This is a genomic window from Vibrio sp. Vb2131, from assembly GCF_033338535.1.
Taxonomy (GTDB): domain Bacteria; phylum Pseudomonadota; class Gammaproteobacteria; order Enterobacterales; family Vibrionaceae; genus Vibrio; species Vibrio alginolyticus.
Genome location: NZ_JAWOSW010000016.1, coordinates 13,255 through 39,106, shown reverse-complemented (window position 1 = coordinate 39,106; position 25,852 = coordinate 13,255). Strand labels below are relative to the sequence as shown.

Genomic DNA, 25,852 nt, shown 5'->3' with positions numbered 1-25,852 from the left:
GATTAATGCCAAAGCGTCAGGACGTCGCTTGTTAGATGCCGTTTAACATTTTCGGTGCACGCACCAAATGACTTTTTGGACATAACAATGACTTTACTCAATCGCTCAACTTTAGCCATTACCATCACTCTTGCCTTAGCAGCTTGCAGTGATGACTCAAGTAAACCTAGCGTTCCTAACGGCCCGAAGCCACTACAACCCTTACCACCAGAGCAAATCGCTTTGGAAATTGGCGATGCAACCATTCAAGCGACCAAAGAGTCCCTCGTCATCACGCCTCTTGATGCGGATGAAAAACTGGCAGCGGTAGAGGCGTTCAAAGGTATCCAGTTTGCGCAAGCAGACCGCTTTCAGCACAGCATTGTGGCCCCACTTGAAGGCGATATTGATGCGACTCAGTTCGGTGATGCGTGTCCGCAGTTAAAAACCACCACACAAACGCAGTCAGAAAATTGTTTGAACCTAAACATTTGGCGACCTGCCGGGACAGAAGCGTACGCAGATTTGCCAGTTTATGTCTTTATTCACGGTGGAGACTTTGAATACGGCGCAGGCTCAGAACCGCTGATTCATGGTGATATGGTGGTTGCGCAAGGTGCTGACGATGGTAACCCGTTTATTGCTGTTACTTTTAACTATCGTTTGGGCTTGCTGGGCAGTGTTTGGGTCGATGGTTTGGACAACTCAGAGGGTGGTAACTTTGGCCTAGGCGATCAAAAACACGCGCTTGAATGGGTTCAACAAAACATAGATGCATTCGGCGGCAATCCGCAAAACGTGACACTCATGGGGCAAGGTGCGGGTGCCATGTCGGTGGGAATTTTACAGCAATCAAAAGGCGATGCTGCAATCGCAGGTGAGCACTTTCAGCGTGCCATCATGCAAAGCAACGCGTACGGCTTTGAATATAAAAGTTACGATGTTGCCAAGAGCCAAAGGCCAGAGCAAAGTGTTGAAGATCTAACGCTACTACCACTTGAAGAGGTCATGAAGGTACAGAGCGAGATGCTTGATCCTATTCAACGTCTTAAGAACTGGGTACTGACCGCTGCGAATATTCCGGTTATAAGTCCAACACGAGACAACAGCCCATTAGCTACGTTGATGCCATTTGCGCCTTACATCGAGCATCGCCCACCAGCGTTTCTAGTGAAAGAAGTACCAGGCTATCACTTTACTGAACAAGCGATTGAGAGTGAATGGATCGTACCGACGGTAATTGGCTCAAACAGTGCAGAAAGCAATACTCTAGGCATGCTGCCGAGCCTGACATTTTTGATCCCAACTATTATTGAAATCTTGAGCCAAGAAGCGCCAGAAATCATTGAAAGTGGTGACGAAAACTTAATCGTCGAATACATGGTGGAGTGGCTAGAATCGGAAACGAACTTAAACCGTTTACGCACCGAATATCGTTCATTACTCAACGATTCAGCTTCGATTGAACTCGATCTTTCTGACTTATTGGAACTGCTGCCTAGCACCGCTTATGAGGCGATGACTAAGTTGTTCTTCGGTTTGGGGAACTCCGATTCAACAACGGAGTTACTTGCTCTGGCTGACTTCTTCCCCAACGATGAAAGCGAACTAAATGGTGCGACCAAAAACATGCAGCAATTCAAAACCACGTTGCATGATTTGCTCTTCACGGGTCCAAACCGTCATAAAGTTTCAACTGAAGAAGCAACAGGGGCAACGCCAAGCTTCTACTACTTTGACTACAAACCTGGATTCAACGTATGGACTTACAATACCAAAGGTGAAAATGGCGATCTCGACGTTGGCGATTTACTCAAAAGCATCAGTTGTATTGTCGGCGCTTGCAATGCATCGGAATTACCATTTGTGTTTAATAAAGCATTAAAGCTTGATGGTTCAAGTGTTCGTCCAGGTAGCAAAGACAAAGCAATGATGAACGAGCTCTCTCGTATGTGGTTTAGCGAACGTTTATTTGAGGACTTCCAATACAACAGCGCGACTGACCGAGTATTGCTGATCGATAACGATGGCGGTATTCAGTCCACACAAGACTGGGACAATGCTCATCACTCAGGCATCGATCCAAAACTGCGCCAAGGTCGCCTCAACGGTCTCGAGGAACTTGGGTTAATTCTTAGCCACATGTAACGTTATCTTCAGTCACTAAAAGCTCGTTACCGAATACCTAAAAGCCAGTTCGCTGGCTTTTTTCATCCTCATTCCTTGAACATCATTAGGAAGGTTTACTCATGTTTCCTAACGCCCTTCGTGCCCTGCTACTCTTTATCTTCAGCGCACTATTGGTTGGCTGTGCCCAGCCCTACCCGCAAGTTGAACCGGATTTTGAAGCCAATTGGCAAACTACTCAGCATCAAGCCGAAGTTTACTTAATTCCTACCGCTCCAGAAGCCTTTGCGCGTCGCGTTGAACTGGTTAGAAATGCTCAGCAAAGCATCGATATGACTTATTTTTCTTGGGAGAGTGACGCGCTTGGTTTGATGCTACTCAATGAACTCAAGCAAGCAGCAGATCGAGGCGTGCAAATTCGACTCACTCTCGATGATCTATTGGTTTTTAACGAGAAATGGCTTGCTGATCTCAGCGCTCACGACAACATTCAAATTCGTTTATTCAATCCGTTTGATTCACGTAAGTCAGGTTGGATTGGTCGCGCCGTCAACTTCTCTACTCATCAACAACGTTTGGACAATCGTCTGCACGAGAAGTACTTCAACGTTGACCATCAATGGATGATTCTAGGTGGACGTAACATTGGCGACGACTATTTTGGTTACAGCCGCAAAGCCAACTTCTTTGATATGGATGTCTTGTTCAAAGGCAGCATTATTCGAACGTTCGACCAGAACTACCAACAACTTTGGGACAGCGAGCATGTTACGCCGATAGAAAACATCGTTAACGTTACCCCAAACTATTCCGCGTTTACTAAAGCTCTTAATAAAGGTGAGAAAGACAAAAGCATCATTCTGGCTGAAGTTGAAAAACAGGTAAAACAACTGATCAGTCCCGACTTCATTGCTACGCAAGTCACCCCCGTTTTCGACTCATTAGACAAGTTAGAAAACAACAAACCCTACTTTAGAAAACGTGCAGAACACCAAGTTTGGCAACAAATAACCACTGCATCCAAAGCAGTGATATCAACGCCTTACGTGGTACCGAGTGATGGTGAATTTGCCTTTATTGATACCTTGATGGAGCAAAAAGCGGACATCACGTTAATGACGAACTCGTCTGCCTCTAATGATTCTGGCTTTATTCCGGCTTATTACGAGGAGCATCGCCAAACCTTGTTGGATAAGGGCGTTCATATACTAGAGTACAAAAACCAAGCGAAAAATGATGACCATTACTTCCATGCAGATACTTATTATCACAACAAGACGGTGATACTCGATGATCGGCTAACTTATATCGGCTCATCAAACTTCGACCCAAGATCGGATTTCCTCAATGTGGAATTTGGTGTGTTGGTCCAAAGCGAAGCTTTTGCAGAACATGTCATGCACTACTTAACTCGACAACAAGATGAACTGTTTTGGCAAGTATCTCGAGATAGACAAGGCCAAACTCAGTGGCAATCAATGAATGAGATCCATACTAAGAATCCAAACTATGGTGGATGGCATAAGGCGCCTAACTGGATATTCAAGAAACTGAATGGTGAGTTCGAACTCTAAACAATCAAGACTTAAAAAGGCTCTCTATCTGCAAGGATGAGAGCCTTTTTAATGCCCGCTAAAACTGCGTGCCTAGCGAAAAGTGAACGCGGAATTGGTCTCCTTGAGGAGCATCTAAACCGTAAGCAAAATCCACTTTGACGGGCACGTATTTTGAGCTCCATATCAAACTCAACCCTGTACCGCTTTTCCAATCCACCCTATCGTTGAAGGCATCACCGACATCATAAAATGCCCCAAGCCACAATTGGCGGTAGACCTGATATTGATATTCCAGCCCAGCAGTAAACATGTAACGAGCACCGGTTAAATCGCCATTTTCATCTCTCGGAGAGATAGACTCATAACCATAACCACGAAGATTGCCATCACCTCCCGCAAAGAAACGTAATGATGATGGAATATCGCTCAAAGTGTCAGCGACATTAATGCCAACATTAGAACGAAAGTGAAACTTGTGTTTTTCACTAATGTCCCAAGACAGAACACTATTGCCCTCAATACGTAGCAAACGAGAATCCGAGAAAAAATTGGGGTCTGAGTATTCCAATGAGTAGACGTGACGGTGCTTTACTTCTAATTGATCGTTCTTACGATCAAGCAGTGAAAATGTCACCCCCGGTAATAACAACTGTGATTCGTTATTCTCCGACGCTTGTCGATAACTCTCTTGCAAATAACGAACGTGCATGGTGCTTTGCCAATCACTGTCTAACTGCCAGTGTTTTTCAAACGATAAATCATTAGAAAAACTCGATGTGTCTCGATAGTCGACATGCTTAGATTCAAACTGAATCCCGTAGTAATCCGTTAGAACATTTTGTGTGGGAATTTTGTAACCAAGTAATAGCGATTGTTCCGGTTTGGAAGCGTACGCTTGTGCCTCAAAACTGTGTCCACGTGCGTTATACCAAGGCTTGCTCCAATTCAGCGAAGCGCGTAACCCCAAGTCTGTCGAATACCCACCGCCGACTTGCACAATATTGCGTGAATTCGGCTCTGCTAGCACTTCTATCGGCACCTTATGACCATCGGATACCTCCTCGAAATCCGCTTTCACAATCACACTGCGAAACCAATCAGTACTGGAGAGATCGGCCTGATATTGACTCAATTTCAAAGTGTCAAAATCGTCGCCCCACTCAAATGTTCTCATCGCTTCTATTCGAGCCGTTTCGATACCCGACGTAAGGACAGAGAGCTCTCCAAATTGGTAACGAGAACCACTAGAGAAATACAGATTCACATGAGCTTGATTCAAACTTGGAATGACTTCCAAAGACGATTCGATAAAACGTCCATCTAAGTAACCTTTTTGCTGAGCCAATGAAATCAAGTTTCGTTTTAGCGTGTCGTACTCAGAATGAAGCAACGGCTGCCCTTGTTTAAGTTTAGCTTGATTAATTAGTTCGATGAAATCCTGGTCGTTACTGGCCTCCCCCGACACAGCAAGGTTAGATTTTTTGACCAACATCACCTCCCCTGCGTCAACCTCAAGCGTGATGATATCATTTTCCGATCTCTTAACATTGAGCTCGGAATGATAGTAGCCATAAGGGTTTAACGCATTATTAACCATCTGCGTTAGTCGATTTGAGGTAATGTTTGAAACAGAGAGTTTCGTTAGTGGTGTAAGGTGACTTTCAAGATTTTTCTCTAAACTTGCTCTTCGTTCAAACTCGCCTCTGACTGAGGGGGCCTTTTAACTAATGCCGAAGCACATACCCCACTATCGATGACCTCTTGAGCATCTTGCTCATTGGTAGTTAGAAACAAGTCGACATAAAAAGCGTCTAAATAGATCGAGCTCGCTTCACCAGCTGTAAATGCTGAACGCGTAATAGGGAGTTTTCTCCTACGAATTTCATTCAATACTCTAAAGCCAGTTTCCGGACTATTCCTTGAAATTACAACTACCTCGACTATCGGCGCATTATCTTCCGGACTTTTGTGCGTATTGAGATTTAGCAGTGACCTTACTAACGGCATAGCTGTACCATCATTTAGCGGTTCATCTTCGTGCTCAAGCATATATGTTCGATATTCGTCTATCGCTGTGTTTGGATCTGTTTTGTTTTTTTCTCTAAAGATCTCATCAGCTTCAGATAAATCAAATAGTGCAGTAGCTGAAATCCCAACAACCAAAGTTTCTGTTAAATCTATTGGCATAATCCTTTCCCTTTCTGACGTATTAAAATTTTTCTATGACGCAACTAACGCCGCGTTAAGGGGTGAACAACGCAAGCCACCAAACCTAAATCATTGTTCCATAAACACAAAAGCTAAACTTAAAACCAAAATTGCCAAGCGTTGAGAATCCCCCTTGAACGCTTTGTTATGTTCGTAGCTATTTGAAGCCACTGATATTTACAAAACTATCTCTGGTCGATGCAACAAACTTGCTCACGCTAGGTACTGCAACACTTCAATTTGAATGTCTCTCAGTAAATTTTGAGTATGCTCCGACTGTAAATTAAGTTCGCACCAGCCATCAGTTCCCATATATACAGCAGAAATATAGCTGATATTTTTAATACCACTTTCATTGTTGAGGATTCCAGATAGTCGGAAAATACCTAACTTTGTGTGGATTCTGCTAATTTTGAAGTTTTCCATAAACCCCCAAGAACATAACGCCCAATTAAGGGGTGAGCAACGCTACCACGAAGCTAAACCATGCCACCGTAAACACAAAACCCAACGATGGAATGAAAAATGCCAAGCGTTGGGAATCACTCTTAAATGCTTTGTTATGTGAATTAGAATAAATCAATAAAACATTGAATAGATTGACTGAAACATTGATAGTAAAGTTCTAAAAAATAATCACTGCAACTAAAAGCACTGCCAATATCGTTAAAGCTATAATCTTTAAGGCTTTAAATAAGTTCGATATATTTACCTTTGCTAATTTAGCATTGTCGTATAAAAGAACAAAACTCAAACCTATATACACAAATATACTAACAAGGAAAAATATAAAATCCCCAAAACCAGCCTTATTCTCAAAATGTCCATGTGTTAGAGCTAAAAACTTAAACATTGATAATGTTATTGCTACAGACAATAAGCTTCTAGACAACCGCCAAAAAACCAAATACATATGGAAAAAATATATTGGATATTCTCGATTTTTTACTTCGTACAACATATGAAATTATAAAAGCCACAAACCCTAAAAATAAAGAAAACATCCATACATGATTGTTAAATAAAGCTTCGTATGAATATTTAAGTCCGGCTTTCAAGTCTAGCCATGGTTGGTCATCAACCTTACTAGCTTGATATATTAGATAATAAAAAACAACAAAGTTAACTATTAATACTTCTAACGTATCAAAGGCTACGGCTCTCAAATCTCTAGCCGTTTTTTCGTAACCAAGCTCGGTTTTTTCTTTCTCTCTATCTATCAACGATTAATCCTCTACACTAAAAGTCACATAACGCTCTGTTAAGGGGTGAGCGACGCAATACCGAAGTCGCCGCATGCCACCCTAAACACTAAAACCAACGCATAATGAAAATGCCACGCGTTGCGAATCCCTCTTGAACCGTTTGTTAACTGAGCGCCTTTCAGTTTTAGCCGATCTTTCAGCCACTTTCGCCAAAGCTCGTTTTGCTAATTAATGATTAGCAAAGCTAACTCAAATATGTGTTTAACAAAAAAATTACCGTTGATCTTTAGTTTGAAATGCGTCTCACAACACCATACTTCGGCGATGTAAGTGCGCCGAACTAATCGCGAACGCCTTATATTATTAGAAGGCTTTATGCCGCCTTTCACATCAGTAAACTTAAGTACCAAACTGAAATTAGTCGCATTACCTCAGCCAAGGAAACTGACCGAACACGCTAAACCTCCGAACCTAGAAACCGTATCAATGTGCATTCGTATTTTCTGCGCCAGTTAACGCCGCGTTAAGGGGGTGAGTGCCGCATAAACCTACTTTCAGCAGACCACTTTCACCACAAGACTCACTGCAAACCAAAAATGCCACGCGGCACGAATCCCTCTTGAACGCCTTGTTATGCTTAAGCTTCAACGGGTTACACTTTACCAAAAACAAGATTAACTCGGCTTTAATTTACAAACAAAAGCCAAAATCTAGAAAACTGAAATGACTCATGATTTTTGAAAATCAGACTTAGACTTTTGACAATTCAAGCTTGGACAATTATTGACTAAAAGCTGGTTTCTGGTTGAGCCAGCCGCCCTAACCTCGCACTTACACTGTAACCGAATGAGGCAACTCTCCGAATTTTTAGCTCCAAAGAATTGATGTCTAGAAAACAGCGCCCAATGAAGCTAACTTGCCGATGAGCACAAAGCCAATCAGCCAAGGGAACAGAGAAAAACATAAACCACTGATTTTACATGATTAAGCATAACGCCGCGTTAAGTAGTGAGCAACGCCACCACCAGACTTAAACATTGTGCCGTAAACTCTAAATTCAAAGCAAACCAAAAATGCCGAGCGTTGCGAATCTGTCTTAAACGCTTTGTTATGCTCGTACTTAAAGAAATTGAAGGACTAAACAAGCAATAAACGCCGGTAGACCGGCTATGAAGAAAACTAAGCCTGTTTGGTAGTTCATTCGATAGTGCTCTCGTTCGTCCTTTTCGAAATCATGCCCTTCTACCATTTTGTAAACTTTATCTCTTCTAGGATCATCTAACCGAGTCGTCTTACTATGGACACCACCTTCCCACATTAGCTTCGCTAAAATCCATATGATGATGACAACAAAGAAAAGAAAGTCGACCAACCGAGTCGTAGCAAAGAATGGAACAAACTGAGCTAGAGCGATAACAATAAGAGCCGCTGAGAGGTTAATTAGAAGCACTTTTTTGAATAAATCGAGCAAAATTACCTCCTAGAGCATAACGCCCTGTTAAGGTGTGAGCAACGCAATATCGAAGCCGCCGCATACCACCTTAAACACCGAACGCAACGCATAGTAAAATTGCCACGCGTTGCGAATCACTCTTAAACAGTTTGTTAAGGCGCTACACTACACTGTTGGAATGAACTGCTAAATATTCTAGGCTCGGCCAAACCGCTAGACTTTCAGGTAAGTGGAGCTTGTTACGATCTAATTGAAGGAGGTGTATATTGTCATTTCTTGCGGCTTTGTCTGCCTTACCCTCAGAGTCAACTATAATTTGATATTCTTGCCCTACGGTAAAAATGAATTTGTCGAACTGATGTTGCTAACCGGTCTAATACTCGTTCACGATAACCACTGATGAAATCGTCGAAACCATCTTAATGCCCAAAACTACAAAAGCATGCATCTTTTCTCGCAGCAACGCACAATTCGAAATCATCAATGTTTATCTGCTGAAAAGCAATTTCCATGCTTACCTTTTCCTTCAAGCACCTAACGCCGCATTAAGGTGTGAGCAACGCTACAACCTAACCAAAACCATTGCGCCGTAAACACGAAACCCAACCTTGAACTGAAAATACCAAGCGTTGGGAATCACGCTTAAATGCTTTGTTATGTTTCTTTTCTCCGCATTACTAAAAAGCAGAGAAAATATCGAATGGAGTTTGATACTTCTCTAATTTTAAAAGTCTAGACAACTCTTCTCGATCGACACTATTTATCTGATTTTGAATATCTTCACTAATAGCACCAAACTTATTTAGCTGGATGTACTCATTTATCGCTTGAGAATCTCCCAGTATGGCTAGCTTATAAGCTGCTTGTAAGTATTCCAGTTCTGCCTGTTTAACACAGTTATTTTCTGCTTCATATTGTAGAAAAAATAAAATAGCTTTCTTTTTTTCGATTGGTTGAGATCTAAGCCAAGTATCGCTTATTACTATCTTTCGAGCTTTCTTATCCAAACAAGATTCAACTACATTATTTAATCTGACATACGACGACTTTAGGTTACGATATGCATCTTCTATGTCTACAATAAAGTCTTGCGCGGATACATATGATGGGAGAAAAATACTTACGGAAACTAAACTATAAAGAATTGTATACACACGTCCAAAATTCATACTCTTTTCCCTTTGAGTGAAGTCGTTGTAAATTTGCAATATTCTCTAATCGTCTTCTCTTTACGGCCGGAACTACTAGCATAGCTTTACGAAAGTTTTCCCAATCATAAGTGTTTGCTTGCCAACCAGCAGCACCTATAGTTACTATATCGTACGTTTTACGACCTGCAAAAATAGAATAAAAAGGCAAAAGTGGGATTATTTTTTCCAACAAACTGCCCATTTCTATCACTTGATTCATTTCTTCTATAGCTTTTAAAGATCTTCTGCTTGATTTGAAACCTTGTATCTGACAAAAATTTCCTTTTCGCTTTTCAAGTATTCCTTCGCTCATAGCGGCCCCTTGACAATGAAATTGAACAAAAGCAAGAATATAAAACAAGTAGCTTATAAGACAATGAAAACGCTGTCTCACCTGCAATAAAGTCGATACATTTCACAGATGAGTCCGTGGAAACATAACGCCCTGTTAAGGGGTGACCAACGCCACCACCTTACTTAAAAACAGCACCGTAAACACGTTTACCAAATTTAACACCAAACCGCCAAGCGTTGGGAATCCCTCTTGAACAGTTTGTTAGTTGCCAAGCCCAAGGCAGTGACTTGAAGTTTACTGGACTTTGCCAACGCCCATATTTCGTATCTTGAGATACTTAGATCAGGCGCAGTTTCAAAGCGCCTGTCACTGAAACCACTTGGAATTTACAGCGCCGTAGAAAACGGAATTTGAACACCAAACAAACCTTTTGGAACGATAATGCAGCAGAGCAGGCTTTCAACAAGCTAATCAGCTTCTGAAACAGAAAACCCAAATCGCGCAAGGAACCAAAGCACGATTTTCACAACACCTAATAACTAGAAATTGAAATACGAAAACCTAGCCAAAAACACACGGATATTGGCCCTAAACATTCTGCTTTAGGTACATTTTTCCTCGTTGGCAACTAACGCCTTGTTAAGGTGTGAGGCACGCAATACTGAAGCCTCCTCATAACACCCTAAACACGACAACCAACGCATAGTCAAAATGCCACGCGTGCCGAATCACTCTTTAACAATTTGTTAGCCCTTTTTCAAAAGGTTAAGACTAGTATACGACAACCAAACCACCAAGATTGCTAGTAAGTTCAGAGACACTGTAACTTCATTGACATTCACACTTATCGGTACTTCAACTCCAGAAGAAAAGGCTAAGGAAAAGTTAGGTGTTTCTATACCTATCATCTGGATAAAGTAAAGAGCCATCATTAACTTAAACGCCCAAAGCTTCTTTTTTAACAGCCCGTATAAACTAGACAAGTTAAAGCTTAACATCACTAGAACGAGCGCAAATGCGAGAAAAAGACTTGAAGAACTCAATTGAGTCACTTGGGACAGCAAAGTAAATAGTAGAAACAGAGGAACGACAACAGATATACCCTGCAAGACCAATAAGAACTTTGTTCTTTTTAAATGATATTCAAACAATTTATATTTTCTCCTTGAGGGCTAACGCCTTGCTAAGGTGTGAGTAACGCAATACAAAAGCTACCGCACGGCGCCTTAATCACATAAGCCACCGCATAGTAAAAATGCCACGCGTTACGAATCACTCTTAAGCAATTTGTTAGTACATGCGCTACTTCTATTTATGCGCTCCAAGATATTGAAAATTGAGATGATATGAAAGGCTTTGAACACTGAAGTGAGACGGGCAGCTACAAAACTTTACCCCGTCGGGAAGACGAAAGTTAGCTAGAAGAAAAACGCACTAAATCCCTTTCTTTCACTCAGTTCAAATTAGAAAAGGATTAGTTCCCCGCACTTCGACAGCAACACCAAAGAAAGACAATTCTGACTTAGTAAAAGCCACGAAAAAGAAGAAGTGCCACAGAAATAGGATAAGAGTTAGAAGCCGTAAACGGTGAAGTCAAAACGAACACTCCGCATATAGTGCCACCGGAAAGAACGTGAAAGGCACTAACTGAAAGGTGTAAATACAAGCGCTAAAACAGATAAACACCAAAACTTATGACCTTTGATGTCAAACCCGTACTAACGCCCTGTTAAGGGGTGACCAACGCAATACCGAAGCCGCCGCAGACCGCCTTAAACACTAAACGCAACGCATAGCAAAAATGCCACGCGTTGCGAATCACTCTTAAACAGTTTGTTAGCTGTTTCGTATTAGGAGATTGAACTATTAACGTTAAAATAACCAACCAGACCAACCGTGCCGTATAAAAGTGCTTTCAGAGAAGCTAGCCAGTTACTTTTAATATTAAGTAAAGTCACCACAATTGAGGATACCATCGCACAACACCACATCGAGACAACTAAACTAGCAAACAATAAATCTATAACGTCACCTAACCATAAGGTTCTCCTGGTGAGACCGCTATATGCCCATAAATTTGAGATTTATATAGTAGCCCAGAGAAAGCAAAAAAATGGACTAAAACAATACTGAACGCTAATAACTTATTAAATCTTGCTTCCATTTAGTTTCACTCTCCAATACCAAATTGCACAAACAGCTAACGCCGCGTTAAGTGGTGAACAACGCAAACCACCAAACCTAAACCATTGTGCTGTAAACACTTAAGTAGAATCAAGCTGAGCATGCCAAGCGTTGTGAATCCGTCTTAAACGCTTTGTTGTGGCGTAACTCTCAACGATGACCACCTAACTAGCCACCCTTTTGAATTTACGCGATTTTCAAATGTTTCTCGTAACCTTTTAGGATTATACGCGACCCAGTAGCTAAATAAGGATTCGAACCCAAAAGCAGCGACACATTCATATTAGTTTAGCCCAATTTGGCGAATTGCTACCGCTGTTTCTTTTTCAGGCCAATAACTCATTGCATCCACAGAACTCTTATAAGGATTGTCACCATTACGCTCGTGCATCATAGCTTGGTTGCGTACTTGCCAGTTAAGCTGAGGCATACGAGCTTTTAGTTGTGCTTCATACTCCAAATAACTATTGGGATTAGATTCGCTTGGGTCAAAGTAGATAACATCCACATCATTCAAGAGAGTGGATTTTTTTGAAACCATGCAGTGAGTCCCAAACTAAATTTCGAACGAAACCTGCCGCTATATAGCACTGCGGCAAACCTAACTCTGACACACAATTGAGTGCCTCAATTCTGATTGGATCTTGTTTGACTAGTTCTACGATTTTATCCATTTTCGCCCTGCGCCATAACGCCGCATTAAGGTGTGAGCAACGCTAATCACCTAACCCAAACCAATACACCGTAAACACAAAACCCAACGCGGAGACGAAAATGCCAAGCGTTGGGAATCACTCTTAAATGCTTTGTTAGGCGTGCGGTGCATGAAACTGAATTTAACCTTGTCCCAATAACTTATTTTTTTGTTGTATAAATTCTTCTTCAGTTAAAATACCTTTTTCTCTCAGAACGCCTAGCCTTTCTAGTTGTTCAATTAAGTTATTAGGGTGTTCTAAAGTTACACCCATATCAGTTAAACACTGGTGGCTACTACCATCATGCTGATACGGAATAATTTCTTTACAACAACTACACTTCATTACCTTGGCACCACAGGACTCACATATGTAGTTAGGAAATGCCCTTGTCTCAGTTGCCTCATTGAAGATTGTTTTAGCCGACTGTCTTTTTTTGGCCGTTCCACCAAAAAAAGCCCCGCCAAGAAAGTCCCCTACGGTACCCAGGTTTTCTGAAAAACTTAGCTTTCTAAACTGAGTGTTTTTTCTACAAAATGGGCAATCCCCAATAACTCTATCTTCAGACATCTCTTTTTCCTTTTTATTAGCCGCCTAACGCCCTGCTAAGGGGTGAGCAACGCAATACGAAAGCCGCCGCAAACCACCTTAATCACAAAAATCAACGCATACTAAAAATGCCACGCGTTGCGAATCACTCTTAAACAGTTTGTTATATTTTTGATTTCAGTGGACTCAATACCTCAAGCAACCTTTGATGAATTGAGCTTCGATCGACGTTACCAGTTTCTTGGCAAACAAAAGCTGCTCCCTCTTCTGCCAATATTTCAACAGCTTGAGGCTTACAAACTTGCATAAAACTAAAGTGCGAAGCACCTTTGATTTCTTTGTAAGAAAGGTTGCTTAGGCTGGTATTTATATACGGAGTAATTTGTAATTTGGGCGGGATAGTCTTGTCCAATTCAGCACCAACTATTACAGTCTTTGCCGACAAAGTATCTAACGATTTGGGTAATATCGCAGGCACGTAACCTGGCGCGATAGCAACTGCATTTGTTATCCGTTTATCTCTGTAATCGCCTGAGATCATAAGGCGTTCCTGTTGTGAAAGATCATTGAATGCATTGCTGTAATAATCGCATGATGCATCATTGTACTGATTACAGTATTCCTGATACCCCTTAATATCGAATTTTGCGCCTGCTAATGCTAATGCTGTGTAACCACCCAAAGAGTAACCGATGACAGTTATATTATCTTTGTCTACATATTGAGCGTAATCACTTGATAGTATCTGATCAACAAGGAAGGGGACATCTCTAGGCTGATCCCACATTCTAAGGACACTCTCACGCGTAGCTTGACCTGTTGTATAACTAGGATGATTTGCTGAAACGACAAAAGCACCTTTCTCAGCTAACTCGCTCCCAAGCCATGATAGATTTTTCCAATTACCCGATGTTCCGTGAACTAGGATGTACAATGGAAAATCCCTACCCTTTGGGATTGCTGATTTAGCAGCCTTAAACCCATAGAAGGCTATGTTTTCAGCGAAAATAGTTTCAGGTGCGGTCATAGTTGTTGGGTAAAAGAGCTTAGCCTCAATGAGCCTATCCCTTTCATTATCTTGGTAATTATCTTCGGCAATGCCTATAGTCGCCATGCTTGCCGAACTGAAGCAGCATAAAGAGGCTAAAATTATTCTTTTCATATTTTCCTTTATCCACTGACGTAAAACAAAAATATAACGCCGCATTAAGGGGTGAACAACGCATTCCACCCAACCTAAACCATTGTGCCGTAAACACTTAAGCTAATTCAAACCAAAACTGCCTAGCGTTGTGAATCCCTCGTGAATGCTTTGTTAGTTGCCAAGCCTAAAGCTTTGATTTGAAGTTAAATGCAGCTTTGCCAACACTAGTTTTATGTGTTTTGAAAAACTCAAATCAGGCGCAGTTTCAAAGCGCTTGTCACTGAAACCACTTGGAAAAAACAACGCCGTAGAAAACGGACTAACAACACAAAAAACTTCTTTGGAAAGACAATGTCACAGAACTGACTTTCAACAAATGAATCAGCTTCTGAAACGGCAAACTAGAAAAGGGAGAATCACAATTTCCGCAAACCAAAGCCCAAAAATTCAAAACACAAAACCGAGCCAAATACACACAGACATTAACCCTAAACATTCTGCTTTAGTTGCGTTTTTCTCGTTGGCAACTAACACCCTGCTAAGGGGTGAGCAACGCAATACAAAAGCCGCCGCAAACCACCTTAATCACTAAATTCAACGCATAGTAAAAATGCCACGCGTTGCGAATCCCTCTTGAGCAGTTTGTTAGTTTGCAAACCCAAAGCGTTGATTTTACGTTATTTTAAACTTTGCAAACAATAAACTTTATGTGTTTTGATGCAATCAAGTCAGGCGTAGTCTCAAAGCGACTACTCAATGAAACCACTTGGAACAAACAACACCGCAGAAAACGAACTCACAACACCAAAAAGCGCTTTTGGAAAACTAATCTCACAATGCGGATTTTCAACAAACTCACTGAAACCACGTGAACTTTCCACACCAGAGAAAACGCCACTTCAGCGGGTAAATCGGCTTTTGTACCAACAAACTCAACGAGCAGAGTTTCAGCAAAAAAGTTTAACTCAGTTAACCCAAAAATCGCCGCATTAAAGAACAAATCAACCGTTGAAACGATGCCAATTTTGGATTTTCACCACGCTAGTTAACACTGAAATTGAACGCCGATATGACAATTTCGACTTTGAGCTTTTACCACTAGATCATGCGGTATAGCTGCGTTTTTCCTCTTGCAAACTAACGCCCTGTTAAGGTGTGAGCAACGCAATACCGATGCTGCCGCATACCACCTTAAACACTAAAAACAACGCATGGTAAAAATGCCACGCGTTGCGAATCACTCTTAAACAGTTTGTTAGGTGATTTGCTTCCAAATATTACACCAGCCAAAGAAGATAGTTTCCTTACAAAGGCTAAGATATGCAACCTAACCCACAAAAAGGATGTTTTCATGGGAAAACCCGCTGCAACATTAACATCAATGCACGTCTGCCCCAAGGTTACTGCTAAAGTTCCGCATGTGGGAGGCCCTGTAGTCGCTGGCTCACCCAATGTAAAAAATTGGCGGTCTACCAGCTGCTCGTAAAGGCGACCGCCTCATCTGTGTCGGTCCCCCTGATTCCATAAGCCAAGGATCTGGCTCCGTATTTATTAACGGTAAACCAGCAGCAAGAATGGGAGACTCGACCAGTCACGGAGGCAAGATTGTCATTGGCAACCCCACTGTCTTAATCGGTGACAAATATCGAGCCGATAAACAACCACCGCCCAAAACTTATGAAGAAGCGAAGCAGCGCTTGGCGGAAGCTAAGTCTTATGTCGATGCCGCTCGTGAAGGTGGTGCAGCATTACCGGGTTCACCTTACACCACTGCGGATAAAAGAGAAGTGGTTGCAAAGGGCTTGGATGAGCGTTTCTTATTTCGAGTGGTCGAATCAGAATGGACTGGGGACAAGGGCTATATTGGACCACCCTCAGAAGGAAAGGCCAGACGATATTGGACTACCACTTTTACACAAGCAGAGCATGGTGATACTGATCCAGAAGCAATATGCAAAGCAGTCGGGCGAGACTATGACCCAACATGCGATTACACCATACTTTTGATTGACCATGAAAAAGCCGCCGAACTCGGTGATATGGTCAGTTTTATCCCTACATACGGAGAGATGGGAAAACACGCAAAGACACAACTCGGTAGCGAATTTTCAGACAGCCTTGATTTAATTGAACCATGTTTGACTCCAGAGTTCAGTCGCTATTACGAGCAGGTAAAAGTAACAGCTAAAGAACGCGGCATCGACATTAAGAAACAAGAAGATTTTACTAAATATTGCAAAAAGCTCGACTTTACTACGAACCAGACTGACACGTTGCGAACCCGATACCAAATAGAACAAGGTTTAGGCGCAAACCAAGATTTTCTCGGTAACGGCGTGACTAAGGATTTAAATGTTAAGTATGATACGACGCCTTTTGGCGACATTGATGATGAACTGGAATACGGCCCGCCCGAAACCTTTACGTGGGATAAAAACCCACAAACGCTAGGAGAACTAGAGAACGCAGGAGCCATTATGAGAATTGATATAGGAAACGGAGCAGACAGATGAAGCAGTTTAAAGAAATCAACCCACTCACAGTTGCTCAAGACCCAAACTTGATTGCTACGGTACCGGATGATGAAGAAACAACGAAAAACTTTTACTTTTTATTGGTTGATGACTACATAATCCTTGCTACCGCGAAATACTTTACCGATAAGCTAGACGGCGAAAGCGAATGGCTACACTACCAAATCGAGTTCCCAAAATATGGCTTGCGGTGGTTCTTAGACACCTTAGAAGGTAAGTTTTTCAAAACCGAAGCCGAAGGCGGCTTACCCAAAGGCACATTTAATGACGAAGGGCTTGTAGACGGTGAACGGTTAAAGCTGAGGCGTGCTTTTAATGCAGATGGCAATGGCGGTGGTGGATATGCATTTATAACACTCGACCGAAAAGAACCCGAAAGCGTTTGGTCTAAGTCGTATACCTTTACTGATTCGCTACTGTTTGAGCATGGAATGATAGACACCATGAAGTTGATTGCTAAAAAAATCGACTTAGGACAACTATAACCCCACTAACCTCCGAACCTCAATTTTGTGGTTCGGAGGTTAAGTTATGAGAAATCACTTAACGCCCAATTAAGGTGTGAGGCACGCAATACCGAAGCTGCCGCATACCACCTAAACCACTAAAACCAACGCATAGTAAAAATGCCACGCGTGCCGAATCACTCTTGAACAATTTGTTAGCAGTTTTTTCTACACAAAATTATGCTTTTATCGCATACACCGTTATGTGGTTTGAAGTTTCACGCTCATAGACACTGACATGAAGCACTTGGAACCCTGCTTTCTCTAGTTCAACAACTAGATCACTTTCAGAGGTAACATGACGATATGGACTGCCATCTCTATAAGTTTCATAGCTAATTTCATTTTTAGAGCACAAGCTACTGACAAAAAATACCCCATTTTCAGATAGTGAACGATAAACATGACCCAAAAATATGACTCGATCTGCACCGATAATGCAATGTAAGCAATTACCGTCAATGACAACATCATAACGTTCTGTAAGTTCAAGAGACGCTACCGTTAGGTCCGCTAAATAATAATTACCCTCGACTCCTGTTGCTCTGGCTTTTTCCTTTGCCCATTTAATTGCGGTTGGTGAAATATCTATACCTGCCACCTCAAAGCCTAACTTCTGGAAAGCTCTGCAATGATGTCCTTCACCGCAACCTAGTTCGAGCAGTTTACCTTGCACCGGTCGTTTAAATAGCTCGAGAAAACGCTCAACTAAAACTGCTTTAGACATTCGCTCGTTGCCACCCAAACCTTCCCAGCCAGCTTCGCGAGCTTCAACATACATGTCTTCATGAACTTGGTAGTTTTGTTTCATATTCATCCTTGACTGTTAACGCCCAGTTAAGGGGTGAAGCACGCAATACCTATGTTACTGCATGACACTTCAACACCGAAATCAACGCATACCAAAAATGCCACGCGTGCTGAATCCCTCTTGAACTGTTTGTTAGCTTAAATTATGTAGCACCAAGCTACACCACCCCAAAACAGAATATTCAGAGTCCAAACCATAATACTTTGAACTGGAACCATATGGAAAACTAGCTGGGGACATTCCTTAAGCTCACTTATAGAGAACAGCATTTGAGGCTGAAAATCCCAACTCGTCGCTAAGCAAAAACCTCTTTTGAATCTAGGATGATTCACCAAATATTCTGCGTAGGATGAATAAATTGTCCATAAACCCAAAAAGCCAAATAACTCGATTGCAGAAATCACTTCCAAACTAAATGGCAGTAGTGAAGGACCACCAATGAGCAAAATCGCCGCAAAAAACCATTTTTTGTTTCTCATTACACATCCTTGTTGATGATTTAAGCTAACGCCGCGTTAAGGGGTGAATGCCGCACAAACCAACTTTCCGCAGACCACTTTCATCACCAAAACTCACTGCATACCAAAAATGCCACGCGGCATGAATCCCTCTTGAACGCCTTGTTATGTTTAAGGCTCAAAGGGTTAAGTTTACGAAACCAAGAGCTTAACTCGACTTACCGTTGAAAACCAAAACCAGAAGCTAAAAAACTGAATTAACTCATAAATTCGATTTTACTAACATTGAGTTTTAGCGTGAAAAACCGAAAACTGGAACTCTAACTTTGGAATTGAGAACACTTCACTCTCCTCACCAACACACTGGGTTTCAATGAGGCAACTCTCTGAATTTTTCGCGCCCACGAATAGGAGTCCAGAAAACAGCGCCCAATGAAGTCAACTTGCCGACAAAACCGAAACTAGAAAGCCAAGAAAAGATGCAAGTAACTGATTTTACGTAATTAAACATAACGCCGCATTAAGGTGTGAGCAACGCTACCACGAAACTTAACCAGACCGCCGTAAACACGAAACCCAACGATAGAATGAGAAATGCCAAGCGTTGGGAATCACTCTTAAATGCTTTATTATGCTTAATTAATCGTCGGGGAATGTCATAGCAATTTTTCCCCATTTTTCTTCTTGCTCATCCATGAATAAATCTTCCTGACAAGGATCGTATTTAGGATGGTCACTATCCCAAAAAGGGTATTTCAATAAAGCCTCTAGTCGCCATAATTTCGCCACATTCAAGAGCATCTCGACTTCCCATGGTTCGACAAATATCGTCCCATTATCATGTTTACCTACCAATTTTTCTAACTCGGAAAAATTTTCTTTTTTTGCATATGCCAGAATCTCATCAAAAACTTTCGGTGGCAAAAAATATTCTTTCATAGTTTATACCTTTTGATTAGTATTTATCATTATCTCAGCCAACTCTTCTAACCGCATTTGCAACTCTCTTGCTGGCATTGGTTTTGAAACGTTAAGTAAAGGATGGTCTTTATCTAAATAGTTAAAACACAATCCTTCTGGCAGCTTTTTACCAACACTTAACTTTCAAGCCCGTCCACTAACGGGCTGCTTTCGTAATTTTTCTAAGGAGTCAGCAAAACTAAATGGAAGGAAACCGAGAAGCGACAGCGGTTTCGAACAATGGCTTAAAGTTTTCACAGAAGGAATAACTGCCTGTTTACCTCTTCTTATTTTATTAGCTATTGGCGGCACTATCATTGCCTATGCGGATAAACAAATGGAGTTTAGCTTGGCAAAAATAGCTTTAGCTATGAAGACGATGTTAGGCGAAAACTACGGTTACTACTCACAGTCGTCAGCAGCTATCGCATTGTGTATAGCAAATATACTTTACCTCTGTAGTCCTTCCGACTCTAAAAGAGAAAAAACATTCGACAACACAAGAAACACTATCATGGTGTATTTAGTTGCACTATTTTCATCACTTTTTATACTAGGCTTCTTCGGGCTAGAAAAAGATATTCCAATAATTGCGTGGGTTATTTTTATAGTAGGTTCTTTGTTACAGATTGTTTGCACAGAACTTAATCAAAATGGAAAACACTCTTTTGGAATAATACTATCGTTGGTATTTGGGGTTGTAATTGTGCAACCATGGAAGTGGTTCTCGTAAACCGTTGAAATATTGCCTTTGAGAGACAATGCTAGTGAGTATTCAAAGTCCAACTCACTAGTTCATTTGCCTAACTCCTTGCTAAGGTGTGAGTAACGCAATACAAAAGCTACCGCACGGCGCCTTAGTCACCCTAAGCCACTGCATAGTAAAGATGCCACGCGTTACGAATCACTCTTAAGCAATTTGTTAGTACATGCACTACTTCTATTTATGCGCCCCAAGATATTGAAAAGTGGCATGATATGAAAGGCTTTGAACGCTGAAGTGAGACGGGCAGCTACAAAACTTAAACTCGATTAAGAGACGAGAGTTGGCTAGAAGAAAAATGCACTGACCTGCCCTACTTTCACAGGCTTCAAATTAGAAAAGGATTCGATCCTCTAACTCCAACGGCAGCACCAAAGAAAGACAATTCTGACGTAGTAAAAACCACGAAAGAGAAGAAGCGCCAAAGAAATAGGCTAAGAGTTAGAAACCGTAAATGGAGAAATAAAAGCAAACACTCCGCATATAGTGCCACCGGAAAGAACGTGAAACGCACACGCTCAAAGGTGTAAAGACGAACGCCAAAATAGATAAACACCAAAACTTATGACCTTTGATGCCAGACCCGTACTAACGCCCTGTTAAGGGGTGAGACAACGCTACCACCAAAGCGGATATGAGCGCCTTAGACACTTAAGTTAATTTGAATTGAAAATGCCACGCGTTGACAAATCCCTCTTAAACACCTTGTTATGTGAAATTTCACAACACGAGTGATAGCTTTACTCTGTGTCTGATTTACTCTGATTGTGAACTGGCATTTTGACTGGAACCTTAAAGCTCAAAGTTGCTGTATGACCCGATGAATTTGAACTATTACCTTTAACTCCACCATTCACCACTGCGGCCACGACGTTTAGCTTGGCCTCACTACCTGCATTTTCAACAACATTGACTGATACTTCAAAATCGATAGCTTGTATGCTAGTTAAGCCAGTTTCAATTACAGAGAGTTTAGTACTAGATTTAGGAACGACTTCTCCATATTCAATTTCCAACTGCGCATCATGAACACCACCCATAATGTCTTTGATTGACTCTTTTATAAACGCTCTAAGTTCCATAAATCCTCTTTTCACATAACGCCGCATTAAGGTGTGAGCAACGCTACCACGAAACCTAATCATACCACCGTAAACACAAAACCCAACGATGGAGTAAAAATGCCACGCGTTGGGAATCACTCTTAAATGCTTTGTTAGCCTTTAGTTTTAATCTTCTACCCAAATATCATTAGGGAGATCTTTTTTATTGGTTTGAGGCAATTTTCTATCAGAATTCTCTGGCCACTCTGGGGATAACGCCATTTTGATATCATCGGCATCTACATAGGCTATAATTTCAACCTGCTGATCTGTCTCCCACACCTCTCCACTCCACAGCATGAAGTCATATCTACCTATAGATTGCCCCAACTTCAGTGCTACAAAGTAAATGCCGGGAGTTGGTGGTGTGCCTTTTTTCCAGTTTAAAGTGGTTTTCATATTTGTTCCTATAAATTTTTATTGCTAAAGCTATCAGCAATATCAGACATTTCCAATAAATATAATAGGTTATTTTTGTAGGCGTGATGAGCATTATCTAGCAAACCAATAAGTAAATAGCAATTGTCATCAAAATAGTTACTAGAATAGATAAGAGCTGTATTGCTAGTTTTATCAAATGCAAACTTCTTCAAGTTCCAACGCTTGGACGTTTTATCTTTTATATGTATATGTCGCAACCCGGATAATCGAAGCTTTTCGGGAAAATCAAACGTCGTATCTCTCCCAAAATCATGTGGTTGCACACCTTTTTACTTGTACTCACGAAACTTGTTTTTTAAAGCCTCATAAACATCAGGGGAGAGCGAATCTTTAAACAGCTTATAAGCAAATATTCTAACTTTATCACTCATTCACTATTCCTCTTCCACAATGAGTATAGTTTTTGCTATCTCAGCTCGTGACAATATTTTTCTCTTTGAGTTGGCCGCAGCAGAAATAATCCGCACCTTGTCATGCAACGGATCTCCTGAATAAGTTACACATTGAGATTTTGATTTTAATAATACAATAGATCGATTTTTTATTTTCATTTGTTGATCTCCTTTTCTCGAGAGATCGAAGATATTCAGTCCAAACTTATTTACCTATTTGTCAATCGTCGATATGCGACAAAACCAATGACTACTGTGTAACAAAATGAAATACGTAGCTGAGTTCGGTAAAAAGGCTAACGCCCTGTTAAGGGGTGAGCAACGCAATACCGAAGCCACCGCATACCACCTTAAACACTAAAACCAACGCAAAGTAAAAAATGCCACGCGTTGCGAATCCCTCTTGAACAGTTTGTTAGTCGCGAGGCACCGAGCGACAATTTTAAGCTGAACTAAACTTTGCGAACAACAAACTTTATGTGCTTTGATGTACTTAAGTCAGGCGTAGTCTCAAAGCGGCTATTCAATGAAACCACTTGGAACAAACAGCGCCGTAGAAAACGGACTAACAACACCCAAAAGCGCTTTTGGAAAACCAATCTCACAGTGTGGACTTTCAACAAAGTCACTGAAACCATGTGGAACTTACCACACCAAAGAAAACGTCCTTTCAGCTAGTAAATAAGCCTTTAAACCAACAAACTCACCGAGCAGATTTGCAACCAAAAACAGATTTTCGATTGCCCCGCTCTATCACCACCAAAGAACGAAACAACCGCTTGGGAAATAGCAATGCATTGATTTAGAACCGATGAAACTGAGCTTTGACCGTCGAAGATAGAACTATGAATCAAACAACCAGTAGCCAAGTTTTGAGCTTAGAAACATGATTTTGACTGCTAGCTTTTTCTGGCGACTAACGCCCTGTTAAGGGGTGAGTAACGCAATACCGAAGCCGCTGCAAACCACCTTAATCACTTAAATCAACGCATAATGAAAATGCCACGCGTTACGAATCCCTCTTGAACAGTTTGTTAGGCGAATTCTCACAGTTTTCCAAGGTCATCAATAAATTGGGGATTACGAGACATAAACTTAACGTAAGAACGTCCTACTTGCGTCAACTTATAGCCACCCTCGTGATCGATAAGCAACCCCGATGTAATAAGATACGAAACATATTTAATCCAATCCCATTCTCTGAATGCGTCGCCAACGTGATTCTTATTTTGCTCGAAGTAACTTTGAACTTCATTTTTTGTTATAAAATTATCATTTACAATGACATTGTTTAACAGATTAAACTGCGAACGGAAAAGAACCTTACCTATTTCGTGGTAACGTGCGCTACTTTGTAATAGTGAAACTTCACGAGATAGAAGTTCAACTTGCTCAAGTGGTTCTAGTTTTAATGCTTCTAAATGGCTTTTTACATGTTGGTATAGAGTTTCGCTAAACTCAGTTTGAGCTCTATCATGTTGTTCTTTAATTGACTCCAACGCCATACTTTCAGGTAGCGTCATTGAAATTACGGACTCTTTTAACTCTGACGCTTGTTTTTCAGCTACAAACTTTGCAGATATACCATTTGTAGAAGCAGACACTTCAGAAACGCTATTTCTCGCAAAAAAACGTTGTAGCGATTCCGAGATTCCCGATTTGAATCTAAAGCCCAGAATAATGATCGTTAACGGCCATATTACCGCTTTAACTAGCTCTACTAGTGTTTGTGGAGTCCAGTTGCATACTTCTTCGCCCATTAATACTCCTTTCGCCTAACGCCCTGCTAAGGGGTGAGCAACGTAATACAAAAGCCGCCGCATACCACCTTAAGCACTAAAATCAACGCATAGCAAAAATGCCACGCGTTGCGAATCCCTCTTAAGCAGTTTGTTATGTGTCAAATTTTAAACTCGAACTTAGCTTTTTTAGGGCCAGTTTCCCCTTTTTTGGAAGGCGCATACTTCCGTTTTGATAATATTCGCACAGCTTCAGCATCGAATACTCCTTTAGGTACAGAATCAGTAACCATTATGCCAATCACATCACCCTGGCTATTAATATTAAACGTGAGTACAACAGTACCGACTAATTTGTTTTTCCTTGAACCTTTATGATTCCTCGGCGATACACTGTCCCGAGCTTTGTGTTCTCGATAATTTGGGGAACTAGCACTTTCAATTAAACCAGCGCAGCCAGACAATAATGCCGCTATAAATAATATTAAAATCTTCATACTTAATCTTTGACAACATAACGCCGCATTAAGGTGTGAGCGACGCTTGGCTATACTTGAGCGAAGCGAACTTGCCAAGCGTTGCGAATCACTCTTAAATGCTTTGTTGGGCGATTTTTTCTTCGATGCTAAGGGCTATTCTTAACAACTGTTCGTTGAACTCTTTGCTGTCGATTGAATAATGCGCTCTCCTATGACACGTAGGACATAGAGCGATAACGTTTTCCGGGCAGTCAGCACCACCGTCAGCAAGCCTAGTTAAATGATGGACTTCTAGATAAGGTCCTGCCTTAGTTTCAAAGGGTGACTTGTTTCTGCAACCTTCACAAACCCCATTTGCGCGCTTTTTAGCATATAACTTTATAGCCTCACTGCGATAACGGACATGAGCAACTTGTTCTTTAACGTCCACATCGTTCGGAGTCACAGCCGTAGCAATATCGCGCAATTGCTTAAGTGATTTGCTTTTAGTCGGTTTGGTTAAGTAAGGAGCCTTGCCACTTCCCACTCCCGGAAGCCTTGATTGCGGAAGTACGTCCAAGTGAAAAATTAAAGCATCTCGAAGTTGACCGTTTTTGTCAGGTCGCTGCTCGATGTGGTGTTCAATGTAACTACATACTCCGACAAAACGCACAAAGCCTTTTGTCGTCGACTCAAACAACAAGATTTCTTTTTTGTTTTGCTGGTGCTCGAAGATTGCCAAATTACCTTTGGCCATCTGCATATCACCCTCTTGACCTTCGCCTGTATACCTAAACGTACCATCAGGGCCAAAACCATCGGAATAGCCGAACTCTTCACCAGCATCACTGGTAAATATAAATACATAAGGATAATTAGCTGGCGTAGCGATACCACCATACTGTTGCCCTTTGTACACACCGTGAATATCAGAGCGACGGTTATAGATTTTACCAACTTCGAACAATGAACCCTCCTAATCGCCTAACGCCCTGTTAAGGTGTGAGCAATGCAATACCGATGCCGCCGCATACCACCTTAAACACTAAACGCAACGCATAGTAAAAATGCCACGCGTTGCGAATCACTCTTGAACAGTTTG

The 25,852-nt window shown here is 41.4% G+C and carries 22 protein-coding genes and 4 pseudogenes; 5 read left to right on the top strand and 21 right to left on the bottom strand.

The window, feature by feature from the left end:
• The first annotated feature begins 87 nt into the window (after positions 1–87).
• Both R7E38_RS16760 and R7E38_RS16755 read left to right on the top strand, forming a co-directional pair.
• On the top strand, positions 88–2,127 hold the full coding sequence (locus tag R7E38_RS16760) for a carboxylesterase family protein (protein WP_025768096.1): 2,040 nt from the start codon (positions 88–90) through the stop codon (positions 2,125–2,127).
• A gap of 101 nt (positions 2,128–2,228) precedes the next feature.
• Positions 2,229–3,680 carry a phospholipase D family protein gene (locus R7E38_RS16755; RefSeq protein ID WP_226084218.1) on the top strand — a complete coding sequence of 484 codons (1,452 nt, stop codon included), beginning with the start codon at positions 2,229–2,231 and terminating at the stop codon, positions 3,678–3,680.
• 58 nt (positions 3,681–3,738) lie between these two features.
• Here R7E38_RS16755 and R7E38_RS16750 read toward each other — a convergent pair.
• The 11 genes and pseudogenes from R7E38_RS16750 to R7E38_RS16690 form a co-directional block, all read right to left on the bottom strand.
• Positions 3,739–5,361, bottom strand: a pseudogene (locus R7E38_RS16750) (autotransporter assembly complex protein TamA); the annotation flags it as partial.
• Complete coding sequence (locus R7E38_RS23570) at positions 5,337–5,849, bottom strand: 5'-nucleotidase (RefSeq protein WP_411978681.1); 513 nt, start codon at positions 5,847–5,849, stop codon at positions 5,337–5,339. The pseudogene R7E38_RS16750 and the gene R7E38_RS23570, both read right to left, overlap by 25 nt.
• 646 nt (positions 5,850–6,495) lie before the next feature.
• Positions 6,496–6,747, bottom strand: coding sequence for a hypothetical protein (locus R7E38_RS16740; protein WP_128740517.1), 252 nt, complete (start codon positions 6,745–6,747; stop codon positions 6,496–6,498).
• A gap of 7 nt (positions 6,748–6,754) precedes the next feature.
• Entirely contained in the window at positions 6,755–7,093 is a 339-nt protein-coding gene (locus R7E38_RS16735; RefSeq protein ID WP_104975418.1) for a hypothetical protein, read from the bottom strand.
• A 1,102-nt stretch (positions 7,094–8,195) separates the two neighbouring features.
• Positions 8,196–8,546, bottom strand: a complete 351-nt coding sequence (locus R7E38_RS16720; RefSeq protein ID WP_104975420.1) for a hypothetical protein — start codon at positions 8,544–8,546, stop codon at positions 8,196–8,198.
• A gap of 338 nt (positions 8,547–8,884) precedes the next feature.
• Positions 8,885–9,040, bottom strand: a pseudogene (locus R7E38_RS16715) (N-acetyltransferase); the annotation flags it as partial.
• 165 nt (positions 9,041–9,205) lie between these two features.
• Positions 9,206–9,697, bottom strand: coding sequence for a hypothetical protein (locus R7E38_RS16710; RefSeq protein ID WP_033907468.1), 492 nt, complete (start codon positions 9,695–9,697; stop codon positions 9,206–9,208).
• On the bottom strand, positions 9,663–10,031 hold the full coding sequence (locus R7E38_RS16705) for a hypothetical protein (RefSeq protein WP_318081910.1): 369 nt from the start codon (positions 10,029–10,031) through the stop codon (positions 9,663–9,665). The genes R7E38_RS16710 and R7E38_RS16705 overlap by 35 nt, the downstream gene beginning before the upstream one ends.
• Positions 10,032–12,321: 2,290 nt before the next feature.
• Positions 12,322–12,871, bottom strand: a pseudogene (locus R7E38_RS16700) (nucleotidyltransferase family protein).
• A 162-nt stretch (positions 12,872–13,033) separates the two neighbouring features.
• Complete coding sequence (locus tag R7E38_RS16695; protein ID WP_053397246.1) at positions 13,034–13,462, bottom strand: SHOCT domain-containing protein; 429 nt, start codon at positions 13,460–13,462, stop codon at positions 13,034–13,036.
• Between the two features lie 142 nt (positions 13,463–13,604).
• Positions 13,605–14,603 carry an alpha/beta hydrolase family protein gene (locus R7E38_RS16690; protein WP_318081909.1) on the bottom strand — a complete coding sequence of 333 codons (999 nt, stop codon included), beginning with the start codon at positions 14,601–14,603 and terminating at the stop codon, positions 13,605–13,607.
• A 1,333-nt stretch (positions 14,604–15,936) separates the two neighbouring features.
• Here R7E38_RS16690 and R7E38_RS16685 point away from each other — a divergent pair.
• Both R7E38_RS16685 and R7E38_RS16680 read left to right on the top strand, forming a co-directional pair.
• Positions 15,937–16,222, top strand: a pseudogene (locus R7E38_RS16685) (PAAR domain-containing protein); the annotation flags it as partial.
• Between the two features lie 872 nt (positions 16,223–17,094).
• A complete protein-coding gene (locus tag R7E38_RS16680) occupies positions 17,095–17,604 on the top strand; it encodes a hypothetical protein (RefSeq protein WP_017191342.1) in 510 nt (169 codons plus the stop codon).
• 199 nt (positions 17,605–17,803) lie between these two features.
• On the opposite strand, the gene R7E38_RS16675 is transcribed toward R7E38_RS16680, so the two are convergent.
• The 3 genes from R7E38_RS16675 to R7E38_RS16655 all read right to left on the bottom strand — a co-directional run bounded on the left by R7E38_RS16675 (position 17,804) and on the right by R7E38_RS16655 (position 19,833).
• Positions 17,804–18,442: a class I SAM-dependent methyltransferase gene (locus tag R7E38_RS16675; protein WP_318081908.1), complete on the bottom strand. Its 639-nt coding sequence runs from the start codon at positions 18,440–18,442 to the stop codon at positions 17,804–17,806.
• A gap of 131 nt (positions 18,443–18,573) precedes the next feature.
• A complete protein-coding gene (locus R7E38_RS16665) occupies positions 18,574–18,915 on the bottom strand; it encodes a hypothetical protein (protein ID WP_115386057.1) in 342 nt (113 codons plus the stop codon).
• A gap of 618 nt (positions 18,916–19,533) precedes the next feature.
• Complete coding sequence (locus R7E38_RS16655; RefSeq protein WP_053350298.1) at positions 19,534–19,833, bottom strand: hypothetical protein; 300 nt, start codon at positions 19,831–19,833, stop codon at positions 19,534–19,536.
• Positions 19,834–20,203: 370 nt separating this feature from the next.
• Between R7E38_RS16655 and R7E38_RS16650 the strand changes: the two genes are divergently transcribed.
• On the top strand, positions 20,204–20,587 hold the full coding sequence (locus R7E38_RS16650; RefSeq protein ID WP_136977030.1) for a hypothetical protein: 384 nt from the start codon (positions 20,204–20,206) through the stop codon (positions 20,585–20,587).
• A gap of 770 nt (positions 20,588–21,357) precedes the next feature.
• Here R7E38_RS16650 and R7E38_RS16645 read toward each other — a convergent pair.
• The 7 genes from R7E38_RS16645 to R7E38_RS16620 form a co-directional block, all read right to left on the bottom strand.
• Positions 21,358–21,699 (bottom strand): trypco2 family protein, encoded by a 342-nt coding sequence (locus tag R7E38_RS16645; RefSeq protein ID WP_104979332.1) that lies wholly within the window; start codon positions 21,697–21,699, stop codon positions 21,358–21,360.
• Between the two features lie 147 nt (positions 21,700–21,846).
• Positions 21,847–22,119, bottom strand: a complete 273-nt coding sequence (locus R7E38_RS16640) for a hypothetical protein (protein ID WP_104979334.1) — start codon at positions 22,117–22,119, stop codon at positions 21,847–21,849.
• Positions 22,120–22,127: 8 nt separating this feature from the next.
• The gene (locus tag R7E38_RS23565; protein WP_005445732.1) at positions 22,128–22,424 is read right to left on the bottom strand and encodes a type II toxin-antitoxin system YafO family toxin; all 297 of its coding nucleotides are present in this window, start codon (positions 22,422–22,424) and stop codon (positions 22,128–22,130) included.
• Between the two features lie 111 nt (positions 22,425–22,535).
• Positions 22,536–22,712 carry a hypothetical protein gene (locus R7E38_RS16635; protein ID WP_172563201.1) on the bottom strand — a complete coding sequence of 59 codons (177 nt, stop codon included), beginning with the start codon at positions 22,710–22,712 and terminating at the stop codon, positions 22,536–22,538.
• 887 nt (positions 22,713–23,599) lie between these two features.
• Positions 23,600–24,313 carry a hypothetical protein gene (locus tag R7E38_RS16630; protein ID WP_318081904.1) on the bottom strand — a complete coding sequence of 238 codons (714 nt, stop codon included), beginning with the start codon at positions 24,311–24,313 and terminating at the stop codon, positions 23,600–23,602.
• 140 nt (positions 24,314–24,453) lie between these two features.
• Positions 24,454–24,789 carry a TonB family protein gene (locus tag R7E38_RS16625; RefSeq protein WP_318081902.1) on the bottom strand — a complete coding sequence of 112 codons (336 nt, stop codon included), beginning with the start codon at positions 24,787–24,789 and terminating at the stop codon, positions 24,454–24,456.
• Between the two features lie 94 nt (positions 24,790–24,883).
• Positions 24,884–25,717 (bottom strand): HNH endonuclease signature motif containing protein, encoded by an 834-nt coding sequence (locus tag R7E38_RS16620; RefSeq protein ID WP_318081900.1) that lies wholly within the window; start codon positions 25,715–25,717, stop codon positions 24,884–24,886.
• Positions 25,718–25,852 lie beyond the last annotated feature (135 nt).